This window comes from Ruegeria sp. BB6 (genome assembly GCF_056539385.1).
Genome location: NZ_JBQFUW010000003.1, coordinates 137,899 through 155,601, shown reverse-complemented (window position 1 = coordinate 155,601; position 17,703 = coordinate 137,899). Strand labels below are relative to the sequence as shown.

19 protein-coding genes are annotated in these 17,703 nt (G+C 60.0%); 9 read left to right on the top strand and 10 right to left on the bottom strand.

The annotated features are described in order from the left end of the window. The first annotated feature begins 26 nt into the window (after positions 1-26). The 4 genes from ACR0B7_RS09410 to ACR0B7_RS09395 all read left to right on the top strand — a co-directional run bounded on the left by ACR0B7_RS09410 (position 27) and on the right by ACR0B7_RS09395 (position 3,313). Positions 27-353 (top strand): biopolymer transporter ExbD, encoded by a 327-nt coding sequence (locus ACR0B7_RS09410; RefSeq protein ID WP_170483425.1) that lies wholly within the window; start codon positions 27-29, stop codon positions 351-353. Continuing rightward, positions 350-727: an ExbD/TolR family protein gene (locus ACR0B7_RS09405; RefSeq protein ID WP_170387901.1), complete on the top strand. Its 378-nt coding sequence runs from the start codon at positions 350-352 to the stop codon at positions 725-727. The genes ACR0B7_RS09410 and ACR0B7_RS09405 overlap by 4 nt, the downstream gene beginning before the upstream one ends. Then, positions 724-1,854 carry an energy transducer TonB gene (locus ACR0B7_RS09400; RefSeq protein WP_170483427.1) on the top strand — a complete coding sequence of 377 codons (1,131 nt, stop codon included), beginning with the start codon at positions 724-726 and terminating at the stop codon, positions 1,852-1,854. The genes ACR0B7_RS09405 and ACR0B7_RS09400 overlap by 4 nt, the downstream gene beginning before the upstream one ends. Before the next feature lie 415 nt (positions 1,855-2,269). Next, positions 2,270-3,313, top strand: coding sequence for a porin (locus ACR0B7_RS09395; RefSeq protein ID WP_170483429.1), 1,044 nt, complete (start codon positions 2,270-2,272; stop codon positions 3,311-3,313). Positions 3,314-3,377: 64 nt separating this feature from the next. Here the strand turns inward: ACR0B7_RS09395 and ACR0B7_RS09390 are convergent, their stop codons facing one another. The 5 genes from ACR0B7_RS09390 to ACR0B7_RS09370 are packed head-to-tail and all read right to left on the bottom strand — an operon-like array spanning position 3,378 to position 7,584. Continuing rightward, entirely contained in the window at positions 3,378-3,920 is a 543-nt protein-coding gene (locus ACR0B7_RS09390; protein WP_170483431.1) for a DUF3833 domain-containing protein, read from the bottom strand. Next, entirely contained in the window at positions 3,917-4,534 is a 618-nt protein-coding gene (locus tag ACR0B7_RS09385) for a DUF3833 domain-containing protein (RefSeq protein ID WP_170483433.1), read from the bottom strand. Before ACR0B7_RS09385 ends, ACR0B7_RS09390 begins: the two co-directional genes overlap by 4 nt. After that, positions 4,531-5,754, bottom strand: a complete 1,224-nt coding sequence (locus ACR0B7_RS09380; protein ID WP_170483435.1) for an MFS transporter — start codon at positions 5,752-5,754, stop codon at positions 4,531-4,533. The genes ACR0B7_RS09385 and ACR0B7_RS09380 overlap by 4 nt, the downstream gene beginning before the upstream one ends. Next, a complete protein-coding gene (locus tag ACR0B7_RS09375; protein ID WP_170483438.1) occupies positions 5,754-6,299 on the bottom strand; it encodes a hypothetical protein in 546 nt (181 codons plus the stop codon). Before ACR0B7_RS09375 ends, ACR0B7_RS09380 begins: the two co-directional genes overlap by 1 nt. After that, positions 6,250-7,584: an FAD-dependent oxidoreductase gene (locus ACR0B7_RS09370; protein ID WP_170483440.1), complete on the bottom strand. Its 1,335-nt coding sequence runs from the start codon at positions 7,582-7,584 to the stop codon at positions 6,250-6,252. Before ACR0B7_RS09370 ends, ACR0B7_RS09375 begins: the two co-directional genes overlap by 50 nt. 191 nt (positions 7,585-7,775) lie before the next feature. Between ACR0B7_RS09370 and ACR0B7_RS09365 the strand changes: the two genes are divergently transcribed. Further along, a complete protein-coding gene (locus ACR0B7_RS09365) occupies positions 7,776-8,501 on the top strand; it encodes an SDR family NAD(P)-dependent oxidoreductase (protein ID WP_170483442.1) in 726 nt (241 codons plus the stop codon). 3 nt (positions 8,502-8,504) lie between these two features. Here ACR0B7_RS09365 and ACR0B7_RS09360 read toward each other — a convergent pair whose 3' ends face one another. After that, complete coding sequence (locus tag ACR0B7_RS09360; protein ID WP_170483444.1) at positions 8,505-10,157, bottom strand: Y-family DNA polymerase; 1,653 nt, start codon at positions 10,155-10,157, stop codon at positions 8,505-8,507. Between the two features lie 61 nt (positions 10,158-10,218). Further along, positions 10,219-10,506: an I78 family peptidase inhibitor gene (locus tag ACR0B7_RS09355; protein ID WP_170483446.1), complete on the bottom strand. Its 288-nt coding sequence runs from the start codon at positions 10,504-10,506 to the stop codon at positions 10,219-10,221. 130 nt (positions 10,507-10,636) lie between these two features. On the opposite strand from ACR0B7_RS09355, the gene ACR0B7_RS09350 reads away from it, so the two are divergent. Then, the gene (locus ACR0B7_RS09350; protein WP_170412324.1) at positions 10,637-11,749 is read left to right on the top strand and encodes an S-(hydroxymethyl)glutathione dehydrogenase/class III alcohol dehydrogenase; all 1,113 of its coding nucleotides are present in this window, start codon (positions 10,637-10,639) and stop codon (positions 11,747-11,749) included. Beyond that, the gene (locus tag ACR0B7_RS09345) at positions 11,749-12,327 is read left to right on the top strand and encodes a hypothetical protein (protein WP_170483449.1); all 579 of its coding nucleotides are present in this window, start codon (positions 11,749-11,751) and stop codon (positions 12,325-12,327) included. Before ACR0B7_RS09350 ends, ACR0B7_RS09345 begins: the two co-directional genes overlap by 1 nt. On the opposite strand, the gene ACR0B7_RS09340 is transcribed toward ACR0B7_RS09345, so the two are convergent. The 3 genes from ACR0B7_RS09340 to ACR0B7_RS09330 form a co-directional block, all read right to left on the bottom strand. Beyond that, positions 12,322-13,260 carry a DMT family transporter gene (locus tag ACR0B7_RS09340; RefSeq protein ID WP_170483451.1) on the bottom strand — a complete coding sequence of 313 codons (939 nt, stop codon included), beginning with the start codon at positions 13,258-13,260 and terminating at the stop codon, positions 12,322-12,324. The two genes, ACR0B7_RS09345 and ACR0B7_RS09340, sit on opposite strands and share 6 nt — an antisense overlap. 156 nt (positions 13,261-13,416) lie before the next feature. Then, on the bottom strand, positions 13,417-13,830 hold the full coding sequence (locus ACR0B7_RS09335; protein ID WP_170483454.1) for a group III truncated hemoglobin: 414 nt from the start codon (positions 13,828-13,830) through the stop codon (positions 13,417-13,419). Positions 13,831-13,877: 47 nt separating this feature from the next. Next, positions 13,878-16,796 (bottom strand): error-prone DNA polymerase, encoded by a 2,919-nt coding sequence (locus tag ACR0B7_RS09330; protein ID WP_170576741.1) that lies wholly within the window; start codon positions 16,794-16,796, stop codon positions 13,878-13,880. A 110-nt stretch (positions 16,797-16,906) separates the two neighbouring features. Between ACR0B7_RS09330 and ACR0B7_RS09325 the strand changes: the two genes are divergently transcribed. Next, complete coding sequence (locus ACR0B7_RS09325; protein ID WP_170483458.1) at positions 16,907-17,371, top strand: DUF1203 domain-containing protein; 465 nt, start codon at positions 16,907-16,909, stop codon at positions 17,369-17,371. A gap of 153 nt (positions 17,372-17,524) precedes the next feature. Beyond that, positions 17,525-17,695 carry a zinc-finger domain-containing protein gene (locus ACR0B7_RS09320; protein WP_170412992.1) on the top strand — a complete coding sequence of 57 codons (171 nt, stop codon included), beginning with the start codon at positions 17,525-17,527 and terminating at the stop codon, positions 17,693-17,695. The last annotated feature ends 8 nt before the right edge of the window (positions 17,696-17,703 follow it).

The window sequence follows — 17,703 nt, the reverse complement described above, 5'->3', positions numbered from 1 at the left end:
CACCCTTTGTCCGTAGGCCATTGTCGATGACTCCGCTCATCGACGTGATCTTTCTGCTGCTGCTGTTTTTCATGCTATCCTCGACATTCTCCAAATACGGCGAGATCGAGCTGAGCAATGCGACAGGCGGCGGAGCCGCTTCCGAGGCACAGGCCGAACGGCATTTCGTGCAGCTCGGTGCCGAACGGCTGGACTTGAACGGCGCGCCTATAACATTGAATGAGCTGGGCGATCAGGTGGAAACAGGGCAGGTCCTTGTCAGCCTTGACCCCGACACGACGGCGCAGCGATTGGTTGACCTGCTGGTCCGGCTGCGCGGACGCGATGGGCTTAGAGTTCTGGTGCTGGAATGATCCGTTTCAAACGCCCTCGCCGCAAGCGCGACTCTACCATTGCCATGATCAACGTCATATTTCTGATGCTGATCTTCTTTCTCATCGCGGGAACCGTGGCGTCGCCGCTTGATCCCGACCTGAATCTCGTGGACACATCGGACCTTCAGGGGCGAGAGCCGCCGGACGCCCTTGTTCTTCACAGGGACGGTCGGATCACCTTTCGCGGCAAGGACATCGACCTTCAAAGCTATATGGACGGTCGCGAACCCGGAGCGGTGCGTATTGTGCCCGACCGGGCGGCCTCTGGTCCGCGTCTGGTCGAGGTGACGGGGGATTTGCGCAGGCTGGGTGCAACGTCCGTGTATGTCGTTACTGAAAAGGCGCTGGAATGATCCGGCGATCGGTCGTCATAGCGGCTGTCGCCATACTTGTGTCTCTGCTTCTGCACGTGATGGGTTTGACATTCACTGCGCCAAGACTGGCCGAGCAACCGGCAGGTGCAAGCCCGGACAACAAGGTCGAGCTGGGAAATTCGTTCGAGGAGTTGGCCGAAGACAGCATTGAGCCGGTTGAACCAGAACCGAATGAAGCCCCCGAGCCGTTGGCCGAAGAACCCCCGGAACCGCCGGAAGTCCCCGTCAGCGAAGCGCTCGTGGCGTCGGAGGACCCGCAAGTTACACCCTCGCCTGATCTGGGCTCTGCAGAGGTGGTGAACCCCGTGGCGACCGAACCGGTCGAGCCTGACGTTGCCGAAACCGAGAGCACGTCCGATGGTGACAAGACCGCCAGCGAGGACATCGACGAAACACCGCCGGTTGCGCCGCAGGAGGTGGTTGAAACGCCACAAGGTGAGCCTGACTCCGCAGCCGGTCCGGATGAAACCCAGCCGGTCGCACCCTCGCAGCAACTCGCGGCTTTACCAGCGCCAGAAGTGGCTCCTATTCCGGAGGTTTCGACGGTACCGGCTGTTCCGCTGGAAAGTGAGGCCGTTGAACCGGACGTACCGGACGCATCAAACCCGGAAACGGCAGACGAAGCCTCGGAGCTGGCCGTGACATCTTCGATACGACCACAGCGCCCCGAACGCAGCGCTGCCACACAAAGGCAAGGGGTTCCGAACGGGGCGCGGGACTTCAGCAACCTTCGGTTCCCGTCGCAAGAGATCGAGTCACCTTTGACGACCTATCAGCGGAGGGGGATTGACGCTTTCACTTCGGGAAATACCGGAACACGTTCAGGTGGCCGCGGCCCTGGAAACTCGAACACCACCAACTATGCGGGGCGGGTTCTGGTGCATCTCAACAGGGCACCGGTCGTGTTCGTGTCAGCTCGTGGATTTGCGCAGGTCTTTTTCGAGATTAATCCAGATGGCACCTTGGCCTGGGTCGACGTGGTGGACAGTTCAGGATCACCCGAGGTTGACCGGGCGGCCAAGGCACAGGTGCGCGCGGCGTCTCCATTTCCACCTCCGCCAGGTGGTGCGAGCCGCAAGTTGTCGTTTTTCTATACGAGTAACTGACTATGCTCTGACTCTTGCGTCGTAACGCGTCTTACCCGCTGCGACAGTCGAACCGTCGCTCTGGCTGCACGACGCCACGAATCTTGTTTTTAACGATGTTCTTCGCCTTATACGCTTGTGATCACAAACTCCGATTTGGCGTAACACTGGTAGTCCCAAAGTGATTTAAAGAGGGGGTATCATATTTTTTTAGTCAACTTTTTGTAACAATCGCATAGATGCAGGAAAAACCCTATATAAACATGCGCTTAGGTTTCCGCGGTGTGGACTATGGGTATGTGCAAGGTTGCAACAGAATCCGACGCCGAGGGAAAGAATTTGTGCGCGTCCATTGTGCGCATGGCGAATTTGAACGAATACGCGGGCAGCCGCTCTAGCGCGGCTATACTCCTCTCAAAAAACTTATGGACTAACCATGAAAAAAGTTCTCTTTGCATCGACTGCGCTGCTTGCAACCGCAAGCGTTGCCGCAGCGGAAATCCGGTTCAGCGGTTACGGCCGCTTCGGTCTTGGCTATGAAGAAGATCGCACTGGTACAGTTGCGAACTTCACCACCACCGCAAGCGGCGACATCGTCCGCGGAGCCGGCGGTGTAGCTGACCCTGACGCAGTAGCCACAGAAGTCGACACCGACAGCACCATCCTGGTCTCGCGTTTCCGTCTGAACATCGACGCAAACGTAGAAACCGACAGCGGCGTTGAATTCCAGGGTCGTGTTCGTCTGCAAGCTGACGACGACGCGGGCAATGGTGAGCAAAACGAAGCCGGTCTGAACGGCGCACGTTTCTCGGTCATCTACAGCGGCCTGCGTGTTGACGCTGGCAACGTCTCGGGTTCGTTCGACAACCTGGGTGACTACTTCGGTACCGAGCCGGGCCTGGAGCAGTTCCTGGGTCAGTACTCGGGCGTTAACTACTCGTTCCTCGAGTACAGCTCGACCGGTTCGGGCGCAAACGGCGTGTTCTTCCAGTACGCAGTTGGCGACCTGTCGTTCGGTGCTTCGTATGACCAGCGCACCCTGGCTCTGGCGGGTCAACCGCAAGACGCAGACCGTTGGGACATCTTCGCAAGCTACGTCTTCAACAACATCACCGCATCGCTGGCCTACGGTCAAACCGATCTGGTTGACGGCGAAGACCAAAGCCTGACCGTCTTCACGCTGGGCGCTGAACTGGGCGACTTCTACGGCACCCTGTTCGTTGCAGACGATGACGTCATCGAAGACGCAGAAAACGGCACCGCATACGGTTTCTCGGTTGCTTACGACCTGGGCGCAGCGACCACCCTGCAGCTGGTTTACGGCGACGGTTCGGCTGACGACGACACCCGCAACATCGGTGTTGGCGCCATCTACGACCTGGGCGGCGGTGCATCGCTGCGCGGCGCAGTCGGCGAAATCAAGGACGGTGACGACGATGGCCGTATCCGTGCTGACTTCGGTGCTCAGTTCAACTTCTAAGTTGACCTGAACCATCAAGGTTCAAGGGCGGGTCTTCGGACCCGCCCTTTCTTGTTTCAACCTTCTACTTCTTTTCAAAAAAGAGAATGACCTCGCCCAGTCGGACGCCGTACCGAGAGACATAGGCGCGGTTCAGCAGGCGATCGTCCGACAGCAGCCACATCCAGTCATCGAAATTGACCCGCATCGTGCCGTCCTTGACGGGCAGGTCGATCTTGTATTTCCAGTTGAACGTGTCTCCACGCTCTACTCCGCTGGCGGTTCCAAGAACGCCGGGTGCGGTGCCGGTCCAGGTGTCATCACCCGTTTTGGTCAGCGTCCAGATCCGCTGTTCCGTGGCCCCATCGTCATAGACGAAATCCTCAACCAGCGTCAGAGTTTCACCGTCCCAAGTGCCTTGGATATCGACGGTGAACCGGCGGGGGACGTTGCCCAGAACGTCCTGAAACTGGCCATATGCAACGGTCTTGCCTTCAAAAAACTCCTCGAGGTTCAACTGGCGATCAGACAAGAAGGTTTTGGGCACGCGGGGTTTGGCCGAACAGGATGCCAGAACGGTCACGCCGACAATTGCAATCGCCGAGATCAGAAAGCGCCGCCAGTTCATTGAACCGCCCTCGCTTCTGACGCGTTGTCATACCCATTCGCGCCGTTCAGATGGGCGGCCTTTGCCTCGGGTGCGGGGCGCATCGTTGCGACCAGTTCAGCGACCTTGAAGCCGAATTTTCGCATCTCGGACCTGTTCATGATCACCCCGTTTTCGGTCAGGTACATCCAGTCCGTTACATCCAGCGTATGTCCTCCGGCGTCTTCTGGCAGCATGATGCGATAGGTCAGTTTGACGGTCGCGCCCGAAATCGTGCCTTTCCCCTCGCCCACGATATCATCCGCTGTTGCGGTAAAGGTGTTCCCGGTGCCCAGTGTCAGATACCATTTGCGGGTCATTTCCTTGCCATTGGAGTAAGTGAAGTATTCGGACAGCGTTCCGGTGTTTCCGTCCCATTCCCCGACCATGCGGGCGACAAAGCTGTTCGACATCTTGCCGTTGGGCCCATAGATCAGACCTTCGGACAGGATTTCTCCGTTGAGAGCCTCTTTCATTTTGAACGTGGGTCCGGTCCCGGCATAGTCCGCAGGCGACTGCGCGCGAAAGCTCAGAAAGCGGCCTCTGGCGATGAGAAAGGCGAGGATGGTGAGTAGAAGGGCGGCAATGAAAGTCATTTGGCTGATACCTCAGTTGGCAGCGTCAGGACCATTCCAAACGCGCCGAGTTTCAGGATGCAGGGCAGAACGGCATAGGCGAGGTTGAGCGTCTGCAACGCCGCCGCCGAATTGGTTTGTCCTGGTGTAAAGCCGCTGCGTTCCAGCAACGGCAGAGTGAAGAAGGCCGCGAGCGCAAGGCCCAGCTTGCCAGCGAAAGACCAAATGCCAAACGCAGCGGACGCGTTCAGACCAGCACGGGTCAGGGCGACCGAAAACATAGCGGGCAGCACGACCATGTCCGCGCCCAACGCCGCGCCTGAGGCAAGGCAGATCAGGGCAAATCCTGTCAGGTTTCCGGCGGATAACGAGGCCGCGCCGATAAACCCCGCAATCGCCAGTGGCATCGCGATCATCAGAGTCTGTTTCGGGCCAATTCGATTGCTGAGTCGTGCCCACAAGGGAACGCTTGCCCCGGCGCTGAGGAAAAACAGGATCAGCAGTGGACCGGCCTTGCCGGGCAGTTGCAGACGGTCTTCCACAAAAAACAGAAACAAAGTCGAGGTTATCGCAACGGGCAAGCTGTTGATCAGTGCCAGCGCCAGCAGACGCAGTGCTCCGGACTGTCCTAGCCCGGTAAGCGACAATCCCTGACCGGTGATCGGGGTGCGCTGCCAGATGGGAAAGGTCACGATCAGCGTGACGATTGCCAGAACACCCAGAAACAGACCGAAAGCAGGGTAGCCCTGCGCACTTGCGCCAAAGGCCACAAACAGGGCGGGTGCGCTTGCGGCAAGAACGACTCCGGCCAGTTGCCCGCCTTCGCGATAGGCCGCAAGGGTCATCAGGTCTTTGGCATCCGCGCGTTTCGCCAGCGTCGCGCTGCGGCCGTATAGAAGGATGGTCCCAAGGCTGTAGGCGGAAAAGAGAAGTATCAAAACAGACACTAACACAGGCAGCTTTGCCCCATCGGGCAGGGAAAACAGCAATGGAAACCCAACAGCGAGGCCAAGTGCGGCAAGTGTCGCAAACAGCGCCTGCGCCCGCGGCCAGCGATCTATGGCCCAGCCGATCAGCGGATCCTGTATCAGGTCCACCAGACGGATTACCAAAAGCACGGTTCCGATGACCCCCAGCCCAATGCCCAGATTGACGGCAGCAAAACGCGGCAGGTGAATGTACAGCGGAATACCCGCCGCAGCGAGCATCAGCGCATAGAGACTGACGCGCGGGTACAGCATCACTGACCCTTCAACTGGCGGGTAAAGCTGGCGCTTCGCGTGTCTGCGCCAAGGAAAATGGACATGAAGGCGCGTTTTGCGCCGGGATAGGACAGGGTGCAGGTCTTTTGGCCGTTGCGCCAGAACCCGACCTTGTTGGGGCCTTCGGATATCGCGATATAGCTATCGCCCTTGCCGACCGCCTTGTAACACTGCTGAAGCGCGCTTTGCGACGGCGCGGGGTTTCCCTGCCGCGCCATCTCCTCCAACGTGGACTCGACCAGAGCCTTTTGCTTTAGCGTCTTCCGATATGTCAGCTTCAGGCCAAAATCGGCGTCCCAACTGAACGCCGCGCCGTTCGGAGTGAAAAGCTGGGCGTCGTAAACCGGTATGCCCAGAAACCGGAAGGTCGCGCTGCCGATCTGCTGCGGGCTGGATAGGGTTTGCGAGATCGGCGAGGCCGCCAGCCCGCCCGGTATCAGCACGACAAGGCAGACCAGCGCAGCGCGTGACGTATCACAGATCCGCTGAGACAGGGATGGCCGGATCTTTTGCAAGAATGCCATTTTCAGCTCCGAGGGTTTGCGGGGCGCCGTTCAAAAGCCCGACGACATGCATCGCACTGGCGATCCCGTCTTCGTGAAAACCGTGCCGGTTGTAAGCACCGGCAAACCAGGTTCGGTTCTGTCCCTGCATCTCGCGGATTTGCCCTTGTGCTTTCAGGGCTGCCTTGTCGAACACCGGATGGGCGAACTCGACCTGGTCATAGATTTTATCCGCAGGAATTTCTGAACCCGCGTTGAGCGATACAAACAATGGATCGCTGTCGGGAATGTTCTGAAGGCGGTTCATCCAGTATGTCACGCCCACGTTTCCAGCCTGCGAGCGATAGGTCCAGCTGGACCAGCACGCGCGTCGCCGGGGCATCTGGCGGGGGTCACAATGCAGGATCGCGGTGTTCGGCTGATACCGGATCGCGCCCAAAGCGTCCCTTTCGGCCGGTGTCGCGCTGTCTCCAAGGATGGCCAGCGATTGATCAGAGTGGGTGGCCAGAATGATCTCGTCAAACTGGTCGATCTGACCCTGGCTGTGAACCGTGACACCGGTATCGTCGCGCTGCACGTGATCGACGGGTGCGGCCAGGCGGATGTCGCAGCCGCGCCCGCGCAAGGCGGCGTCTATGCGGCGGACATATTCGATACTGCCGCCTTTGACCGTGTACCACTGGTGCTGTTTGGCGCGTCCGCTGGCCAAAAGCGCGTGGTTGCGGAAAAACTGCACCAGAGACCGCGCCGGGAACTGATCCACGAACTCGACTGGCGTGGACCAGATCGCACCGCACATCGGCATCAGGTAATTGTGGCGGAACCAGTGACCTAGACGCAGTTGGTCGACCAGCTCACCAATAGTGGTGTCATCGTCCTGCGCGGCGATGGGGGCCTCTTTGCCGAACCGCAGGATGTCCGCGATCATCTTGTAATAAGCCGGACGCGCCAGATTGCGTTTCTGAGCCGTCAACGTGCGCAGATTGTTCAGGCCATACTCGATGCGGCCATTGTCGATTGTCGCACCAAAACTCATTTCCGACTTGATGACGGGAACATTCAGCTCATCGAACAGTTTGGTCAGATAGGGGTAAGTCACATAGTTGAAGACGATGAAACCGGTATCCACCGGCTGATCGCCATTCTTGCCCGCCATCACCGTTCTGGCGTGGCCACCCAGTCTGGGCTCGGCCTCAAAGACGGTCACGTCGTTGTTTTCTGAAAGGTAGTAAGCTGCGGAGAGACCTGAGATTCCTGCGCCAATTACTGCGATTTTTTTCCGGACGCCCCGGGATTCATCGAACATTCAAGCCTCGTTATGTGACATTTTACAATAAGATACGCAGACTGGGCCGGGGTGGATCAATCGGGTTATGAGAAATTCAGCTATGAGCACTGCAAAATCTTTAGGCGTTGAGGCCCATTTCCGGTCCCGGCGCGTGATCCATTGCCTTGGCGTGGCCGTAAAAGCATCACACGGAACGAAACGGTCGGCGCATGAGCAGCTTTGATGGAAAAACCTATTGGATTATCGGCGCAAGCGAAGGCTTGGGGCGTGCTCTGGCCGACGCGCTTGGCTGTCAGGGGGCGCATCTGATCCTGTCCGCGCGCAATGCGGACCGTTTGGACGAAATCTGCGCAGCGCTTCCAAATGCCCGGCCGATTCCGATGGATGTAACCGATTTAGACTCTGTTCGTGGCGCAGTGGCCAAGGCCGGGCCTGTCGATGGGCTGGTCTATAATGCGGGCGCCTATGATCCGATGCGCAGTGCTGACTGGAACACCGAAGCGGCCTTGGCCATGAGCGATGTCAACTATCTGGGTGCCGTTCGGGTGTTGGGGGAAACTGTCCCGGGATTCGTTCAAGCCGGTCGCGGTGAGATCACCCTGATCGGGTCTTTGGCGGGCTATCACGGTCTGCCGGCCGCTATCGGGTATGGGGCAAGCAAGGCGGCGTTGATTTCCTTGGCGGAAACCATGCGACACGATCTGGCTGGAACCGGCGTAACGGTGCGGATCGTCAATCCGGGTTTCATCAAAACCCGCCTGACCGAGAAGAACAGTTTCAAGATGCCGATGCTGATGACGCCCGAGGATGCGGCCGCGCGCGTGGTCAAGGCAATGTCGCGGCGTCGGTTCCGCACCGATTTCCCGGCTCCGTTTTCTTGGGTGATCCGATTGATCGACTATCTGCCGGATATTCTTGTTTATCGCGGAAAATAGACTCTAACAAAACTGACCGTGGCAAAACCAACCCGCTGACATGGTGCCGCCATGTCCGTAGAACAGCCAGAGCCGTTCCCCTTCTTCGGTCACCACCACCCAGTAATCGCGCACGCCGCTGCGCCAGTTGGGATCGTCCAGCCACCATTCCGGCGCGATCCGTTCCGGGCCGGTCGCCTGCGCCAACTGCCAGTCGCGCCCACGCCAACGAAAGGCGCTGGGCACGTCCGGAGTGTCCGGGGCCATCACCGGTTCGGGCTGCCACATCTGCAAGGGGCGCGGGCGCGGCGGCGCAGGCCAGTCGCGCGCGGGCTCTGACCATGCGGCGGCCAGTATCTGCGCGGTCTTCTCGGGGATGTGTGAGGCCGCAGGGTGCCGCCGTGTGATCGCCTCCAGCCCGACCCGCGCGCCCAGTTTGCCGATCAGATCCTCGACGGCGGTGTTGCCGTCCAGCCGCTCGCGCACGGCGCGGCGTGCCTCGGCATGGCCCGTCATGGTGCGGGCGTGGATCGGTTCGGTCTGCACCGCCTCAAGCCGCAACATGTCGATGCCATAGCCCGCGTCGATCTTGTCAATTTTCATCTCTAACAAAGGCCGAATACGGTGTTTATCATAAGTCGGACGGGCCAGACCGACCTCGATAACCTCGGCTGCCTGATCCGCGCGATGCGCCTCAAGCCGCAATGTTCGTACCCCGCGCGCTTTCTCCTCCAGCTTGGTGCAGAGCGTCGGCAGAACCCGGTCGATCGCGGCCATCACATCCTCGGTCAGGCCAATCGGGTTGGGCAGGGTCATCCGCACCGCAAAGTGATGTGGCGGGCGGGCGGGTGAGACCGGCTCGGGCGCGCTGCCCATCGCCTGATCCAGCCGCAATACCAGCCCCCGCCCGAACCGCCGCGCCAATGACGCGCGTGGTTGGCCCAGCAAATCCCCGATCCGGCGCAGGCCCAGACGGTTCAACTGTGCCACCACCTGATCCTCAAGCCGCAGCGCTGCGATGGGCAAGGGGCTGAGCGCGCCATAAGATTGCCCCGGTGCCGCAATGCGTGCGCCCCCGCCCAATGCCATCACCTGCGGTGCGGCCCCGCCCTTGGTCCAGTGCCGTCGCTTGGTGGCACGGGCGCGGGTGGCGCGGGCCTCTTGGCTGATGGCGTCGCCATTGCGGTCGGACGTGGCCTCTTGCCCCGCGTATCGCGCCAGCGCCCAGGCCGCACCCAGCGTGTCGGCGATGCCCATCTGTACGCTCAGACCCATATCGGCGCAGTCGGTTTCGATCACGTTCAGCAACGCCTCTTCCCCGCCGAACAGATGCGCGCAGCCTGATAGGTCAACGATCAGGCCATCCGGTGCTTCCTCGGCCACCCACGGGCTGAACTTGCCCACCCAGCGGCGCAGCGCGGTCAGAAAGGCAGCCTCGGCCGGGGCGTTTCGGGGGCGGGTGATCAGGGCGGCGCACATGGCATGGGCATCACGCACCGGTTGGCCCACGCGCAACCCGGCGGCCTGCGCCTGATCATTCAGCGAGGTGACAACCTGCATGTTCGACTGTTCAGCCACCACAACCAAAGGCCCATCCTGCAGCCCCCGCGCAGCGCGTACCAGCCGTTCAGCCCCCAGACGGGGGAACCAGAGTGAGAGTATTCGGCGTTTGGGCATCGGCAGACATCAAAATGTTCCCATTTTGTTCTTATCCGAGAATCACGCCCCGAGTCCACGCTTACCCGCAGGTCAGGCGTTGAATGATCCCTGCGCCATTGATGTACACGTTCAACCGGTCAATACGGTAATCCTGCGTGGCAATATCATCGGGGCCAAGAACGCGCGACCGTTCCGGCAACTGCGCCTGAATGGTTGAGACCGGTTGGCCGACGGAATCGGCAAATGCCTCGCCCTGACAGAAGGCCAGATCAACGGGCGCGGCTTCGGGCTGGGTCGCGGCATCTTCGGTCGCGGGTGTCTCAGCACAGGCTGCCAACAGGACCAGCGCGGGAAAAAATCGATGCATTGGCGTTTCTCCTACTGACAACGTCGTTACTGCAATATCAAACAATTAGCCAATCTGTCACGAAAGCATAGTTGAAAATACCCTGCAATTAACGCAGGGTCGGGGCAAATCAGACACGGAGATAAGTACAATGCGTACCCGCGCCGCCGTCGCCGTTCAGGCGGGCAAACCTTTGGAAGTGATGGAAGTGAACCTTGAAGGCCCAAAAGCGGGTGAGGTTCTGGTCGAGATCAAAGCCACCGGTATTTGCCACACGGATGAATTCACCCTGTCGGGTGCCGACCCAGAGGGTTTGTTTCCCGCCATTCTCGGCCATGAAGGTGCCGGAGTCGTGGTTGAGGTCGGTCCGGGTGTGACCAGCCTAAAGCCGGGCGACCATGTGATCCCGCTCTACACCCCCGAATGTCGCGAGTGTGAATACTGTCTGCACCCCAAGACCAACCTGTGTCAGGCGATCCGCGAAACGCAAGGCAAGGGTCTAATGCCAGACGGCACCTCGCGCTTTTCGACCTTGGATGGTGATCCGATCCTGCACTACATGGGCTGCTCGACCTTCGCCAACCACACGGTTCTGCCCGAGATCGCGCTGGCCAAGGTGCGCCCGGACGCGCCTTTCGACAAGATCTGCTATATCGGCTGCGGCGTGACCACCGGTATCGGAGCCGTCATCAACACCGCCAAGGTGGAAATCGGCAGCCGCGCCATCGTGTTCGGTCTGGGCGGTATTGGCCTGAACGTGATTCAGGGCTTGCGTCTGGCCGGGGCCGATCAGATCGTCGGCGTTGACCTGAACCCCGCCAAAGTGGAAATGGCGACCAAATTCGGCATGACCGATTTCGTGAACCCGGCCGAGGTCGAGGGCGATCTGGTGCCCTATCTGGTTAATCTGACCAAGGGTGGCGGTGACTACACCTTTGACGCCACCGGCAATGTGGGCGTGATGCGCACCGCACTGGAATCGGCGCATAAGGGCTGGGGTGAATCAATCATCATCGGCGTGGCACCTGCGGGGGCCGAAATCTCAACCCGTCCGTTCCAACTGGTCACCGGGCGGTCGTGGCGCGGTACGGCCTTTGGCGGTGCGCGTGGCCGGACCGACGTGCCCAAGATCGTCGATTGGTACATGGACGGCAAGATTGAGATCGACCCGATGATCACGCACACCATGGGTTTGGACGACATCAACCACGGGTTCGACCTGATGCATAAGGGTGAGAGCATCCGGTCGGTCGTAGTATACTGATGACTGAGGCTTTCGTTGCGCGTGACAGCGACGAACTGAGGCTGGTACTAAAAACGTGGGGGATCTCGGCTCCTCCACGTTTGCAGCGCCGGGGGCGGCAGAAAGAGCTCGAAAGGTTTTGCTTTCGGATTCTGTTAGAGTTTCAGAACAACAACAACATGTTAAAGTTCCCTGTGCGAGTTGAAGAGAGCGAAAACCCAGATTTCCTACTAATCAATCGGGATTGTAAAATAGGAATTGAAGTTGTTGAGGCCAGCGATCCGAGTGAACAAGCAGAATGGACTGCCTTTGAAAAAAGAGCTCAATCCAGCATCGATCCGGTAACTCGCGAAATTGACTTAATGAACCCAGAGCGAAAATGTAACTTTCGTAGGCTGGTTCAGAAGGCAATTTATTCAAAAGCAAAGAAGTGTAGCTCGAACGTTGATGAACTTCTCATTTACGCGAATACAGATTGGGACAATTTCGAAGACCTAGAATGGAAGTTGTCGGCTTTAGATTGTTGTGAAAATCCGGGATCCAGATTCTCCAGCATATGGGTAATTAGCGGAAGAGACGTTTTCAATCTTACTTCATGACCCCGGTCGCGATGCCCCCGTATCCGACCGAGGCGAGCGCACCCGCAGAACCGGAGTGTTGACCGATGAGGTATTCGCCCGACTTTCGCGCCAGACGACAAAGACGCCCGAGGCGATGATGATGCTGGCCCCGACCGCGACCCAGCCGTCGGGTCGTTCGCCGAAAAAGATCATTCCGAACAGTGTGGCCCAGATGATCTGGCTGTACTGGCTGGGTGCGACAACTCCGGCGGGCGCGGCGCGGTAGGCCAGAATGATCAGGTGCTGGGCGATGACTGAAAACACTCCAACCAGCGCCATCATCGCCAGATGCAACAGCGAGGGCGGCAGGTAGACGGCGGGTTGGGCCAGACTCATCACCGCGATGGCCAGCAGCATCGGGTAGAGGATCAGCACGGCCGAGCGTTCCTCATTCCCGATTTTGCGCACCAGAACGGACGCAAACGCGCTGCAAAACGCGGCTGTCAGGGCGGCAAGATGGCCAAGCGTGATGTCTGTCGCCCCAGGGCGCAAAACGATCAGCACGCCGATCAGACCAACGCCGACAGCGGCCCAGCGCTGGGCGCGCACGACCTCTCCCAAAATGGGGATCGACAGGACTGTTACGATCAGCGGGAAGGAAAACAGCAGCGAGTACACCTCGGCCAGTGGCAGGACTGAAAAGGCGTAGAACGCGCAGGACATTGCCGTAACCATCAGGCCGGACCGCAACAGCACCAGCCACGGGTGGTGCGGCAGGAAATTCCCGGTGGTCCGGTCGGTCAGGATCGTCACCGCCATTGGCACGAACGAGAAAAGCGTGGCGAAAAAGATGATCTGCATCACCGAGTAGGTGCCACCCAGCACCTTGATCAACGCGTCATGGCTGGCAAAAACCGCAAAGCCAAGAAACGCGTAGCCAAGTCCCCGGAGGGTGGTGTTCTGAGTGCTCATTGCTGTGGTCTCGGTCACTGGGTCGGTGTGGCGGCGATCTGCCATTACAGCGCGGACGAATTCCCCGGGCTGTCTTTTGTGTTGATTAAACCCAATTTGGCGAGGCGCATAGCCCTTATTTTATCGCTAACATGGCAAAGCCGCCATGATCTGTGGTCATCGCAGGATCGGCGGCGCGTCCTTTGGCTGGCGCGCGGATTGCACCCCGGCCTTCATCCCCACGCCGATTCTGCGCGCCAGCGCGACCCACGGGGTGGCGGTTTCAGGCGGTAGGGTATGGGCAGCGACCTCCTCGAACAGGTCGAGCCAATGGGCGAACATCTCGGGTTGAACGTCTGGACGTTCAATATGAACCCGCTGCGGATTACCGTCATAGCTGCGCTCATACAGGATGGCGTTGCGCCAGAAGGCGGCGATCTTGTCCTCATGCGCGGGCCAGTCGTGGACGTGTTTGTTGAAGACCGGTCCTAGCACCGCATCCTCGCGCACGCGGGCATAGAAGGCGCGGACCTGTGCGTTGATCTGGTCCGGTGTCGCAGGGAAGCGCGGCGGCAGGGTGGGTCGGGTCATCTGTGTCTCGGGTTTCGGCTCTGTTTCGGGGATACCCGGCTGTGCGTTTAGTCAACAGGCGTGGTTTTGTCGCGCGGCTCGGGCGTCAGCAGATGCCGGATCAGGGCCACCGGATGCGCCTTGAGGCTGAGGCGGGTGGCCACGTAATCCTCGACCACCTGCTCGCCCAAAGACATCTGCGGCAGATAGGCTTCGGGTTCATCCAGCGCCTCGCCCTCCAGATCCTGCGAGAACAGCGGCAGGGGTTTCGCGGTGGCAATCGCCTTGGCCTGCCACAACGCCTCGCGCCGGGTCAGATCGCAGGCGGCGAAGGCATCAGCCTCGGCCAGCCTTTCGATCACCGCAGGGCCAAGCCCGGCGCGCCGCCATACGTCATCGACCTGATGGTAGCCATTGCCGCGCGCGGCGGTCAGCCAACTGGCGTCTTCCTCGCTCAGGCCCTTGATCTGGCGGAACCCCAGCCGCAGGGCCAGCCCGCCATGGCCGTCGGGTTCCATCACATTGTCCCAGAAACTTGCATTGATGCAGACCGGGCGCACCTGTACGCCATGTTCACGCGCATCGCGCACGATTTGCGCCGGAGCATAGAACCCCATCGGTTGTGAGTTCAGCAGCGCGCAGGCAAAGATGCCCGGATGGTGGCATTTGATCCAGGCCGAGGCATAGACCAGCAGCGCAAAGCTGGCCGCGTGACTTTCGGGGAAGCCGTAGGAGCCGAAGCCCTCGATCTGGGAAAAACAGCGCTCGGCAAAGTCGTCGTCATAGCCGTTCCGCTTCATCCCGCGCAGGAACAGCGCGCGGAATTCGCTGACATTGCCGTGCTTTTTGAACGTCGCCAGCGATCGCCGCAGCCGGTCGGCCTGTTCCGGGGTGAACCCCGCGCCCACGATGGCGATCTGCATCGCCTGTTCCTGAAACAGCGGCACGCCCAGCGTTTTGCCCAGCACCTCGCCCAGCGCGTCCGAGGGGAAGCTGACCTCCTCCTCTCCGTTCCGGCGGCGGATATAGGGGTGGACCATGTCGCCCTGAATGGGGCCGGGGCGGATGATGGCGACCTCGATCACCAGATCATAGAAGTTACGGGGCCGCATCCGGGGCAGGAAGTTCATCTGGGCGCGTGATTCCACCTGAAACACGCCGACACTGTCCGCCTTGCACAGCATGTCATAGACCGTCGGATCCTCGGGCGGCAGGGTGGCGAGGGTATAGCCCGTCTGGTGGTGCTGTGTGATCAGGTCAAACGCCTTGCGGATACAGGTGAGCATCCCAAGGCTGAGCACATCGACCTTCAGAATACCCAAGCTGTCGATGTCGTCCTTGTCCCAGCAGATGACCGTGCGGTCCTCCATCGTGGCGTTTTCGATGGGGACAAGCTCGTCCAAGCGTCCTTCGGTGATGATGAAGCCGCCCACATGCTGCGAGAGGTGACGGGGAAAGCCGTCGATCTCATTGACCAGCATTAGAGTCTGTTTCAGCCGTCGATCCTCGGGGTCGAGGCCGATTTCGCGCATCCGTTCGGCCTCGATCCCTTTGGCCGAGAAGAACCCCCAGAGCTGCGAGGACAGTGCCGAGATCGTATCCTGGGTCAGGCCCATCGCGCGGCCGACCTCACGGATGGCGCGCTTGCCGCGATAGTGCACGACCGTGGCGCAGAGCCCCGCGCGTTCGCGGCCATAGCGGTCATAAATGTGCTGGATCACCTCTTCGCGGCGTTCATGTTCAAAGTCGACGTCGATATCGGGAGGCTCGTCCCGTGCCTCAGAGACGAAACGCTCAAAAACCATCGTGCCCATCTCGGGGCTGACCTCGGTGATGCCGAGGCAGAAACAGACCACCGAATTGGCCGCTGAACCGCGCCCCTGACACAGGATGCCGCGCGAGCGGGCGAAATGGACGATATCGCGGACGGTCAGGAAATAGGGTTCATATTTCAGCTTGCCGATCAGGGTCAGCTCATGCGCCAGCATTTTGTGCGCTTTCTCCGATGCGCCTGCCGGATAGCGCCATTTCAACCCCTCATGCGCCAGTCGGTAAAGGCGTTCGGTCGGGGTTTCCTGTTCGCTGCCCTCGCTGGGGTATTCATAGCGCAGCTCATCGAGTGAAAAGGTGAGCTGCTCGCTGAGCGCATGGGCGCGGGTGACAGCGCCCTCATGACCCTTGAAGATACGTAGCATTTCGGCCTCGGATCGCAGGCGCTGTTCACCATTGGTCAGCGCATTGCGGCCCAGATCATCGACCTTGCGACGGAGGCGGATGGCGGTCAGGACATCGGCCAGCTTGCGGCGGGTGCCGTGGTGCATCATCGGCGCGGCACTGGCGAGGGTGGGGATGCTCAGTTGCCTTGATTCAGTCTCTAATAAGGGAAAATATGTGCTATCCGCACCGTCATACCTGGGATGCATCAACAGATGCATCCGCCCGGCAAAGCGGCGCGTCAACTGCTGCGCCTGTGTCCGCCATCCGTCCGCGCCGCCCTGTGACGGGGTCGCCTGTGGCCAGAGCAGCAGGTGGAGGCCGTCGGAAAACTCCATCAGGTCGGACAGATGCAGGATGCAGTCACCTTTCTCGGCCCGCAGGCGACCTGCGGACAGGATGCGGCACAGGTTGGCCCAGCCCTGCCGGTTCAGGGGCAGGACGGTGACGGTGGGCGCGTCTGTAAAGATTAGCCGCGCGGCGGGGATCAGGCGGGGGACCGCGTGGATTGGGTATGAAGGCGGTTTGGGGATGTGATCGGGGCAGGGTGGGCCGACAGAGGTGTTCTGCGCCTCCCACTCCAACCGTTCGCGCACCTTTCGGGCGATCTCGCGCGCTTGGGTGTGGGCGCGGACGATCCCGGCGACCGAGTTGTCGTCGGCAATCGCGATGGCGGGCAGGCCCAGGGTGACGGCACGCTCCATGTATTCCTCGGGGTGGGACGCTCCGGTGAGGAAGGTGAAATTCGACGTGATCGACAGCTCGGCATACATGGCGATTCCATATTATATTCACCTTTTGTTCTTTTTCGAGTCCTTTGCGCAGGAAACGGGTCGCTTGGCTTTGCGACGCTGGGCAGGGTGGGCAAAAAGAGAGGCCTGACATGTTCAAGATCACTGCACTGCCCACCGACGAGGTGCGCGCCCTCCTAGCCGGTGGGCCGGACGCTTACGGCACTGCGCCCGAACGGGCCATTTCAACCGGTGCAGGCAATCCCTGCCGGCACTGTTTGCAGAACATTCCGGAGGGCGAAGGCATGTTGATACTGGCGTATCGCCCCTTTTTAGAGACACATTCTTACGCAGAAACCGGCCCGATCTTTTTGTGCAGCAGCCCGTGCGACCGGTACGAAGGCGACGCAATGCCCGAAATCCTGACCACCGCGCCGGACTATCTGATCAAGGGGTATGGAGGGGACGACCGGATTGTCTATGGCACCGGGGTGATTGCCCCGGCGCAGGGCATCGCGACAGCGGTTGAGGGGATATTCGCCCGGTCAGATGTCGCCTATATTCACGTTCGGTCTGCGCGAAACAACTGCTACCAGGCGCGGATCGACCGCATTTAACCTGTTTGAGGGCGCAGCTACATGCCTTTGCCAACCAGCGATGATCCTGATTGCCGCATCGCGCATGCGGTACTTGCCCCCGGTTTGCGCATCGCTCATAAACGCAGTGATATATGCCCCGCGAGGCCGACAACCGAAGAAGGATCGCCAGCCGTGACCATCGAAGCGCCGGAAACCAAAATCGTGGAATCCACCCGAGTTGCCTGTGATGGCGGCGAAGGTGCGTTGGGCCATCCGCGTGTCTGGCTGCAAATCCCAGAAGATACCGGCTGGGTCGAATGCCCCTATTGCGACTGCAAATATGTCCTGAAGGGCAAGGATTAACGTTTCTG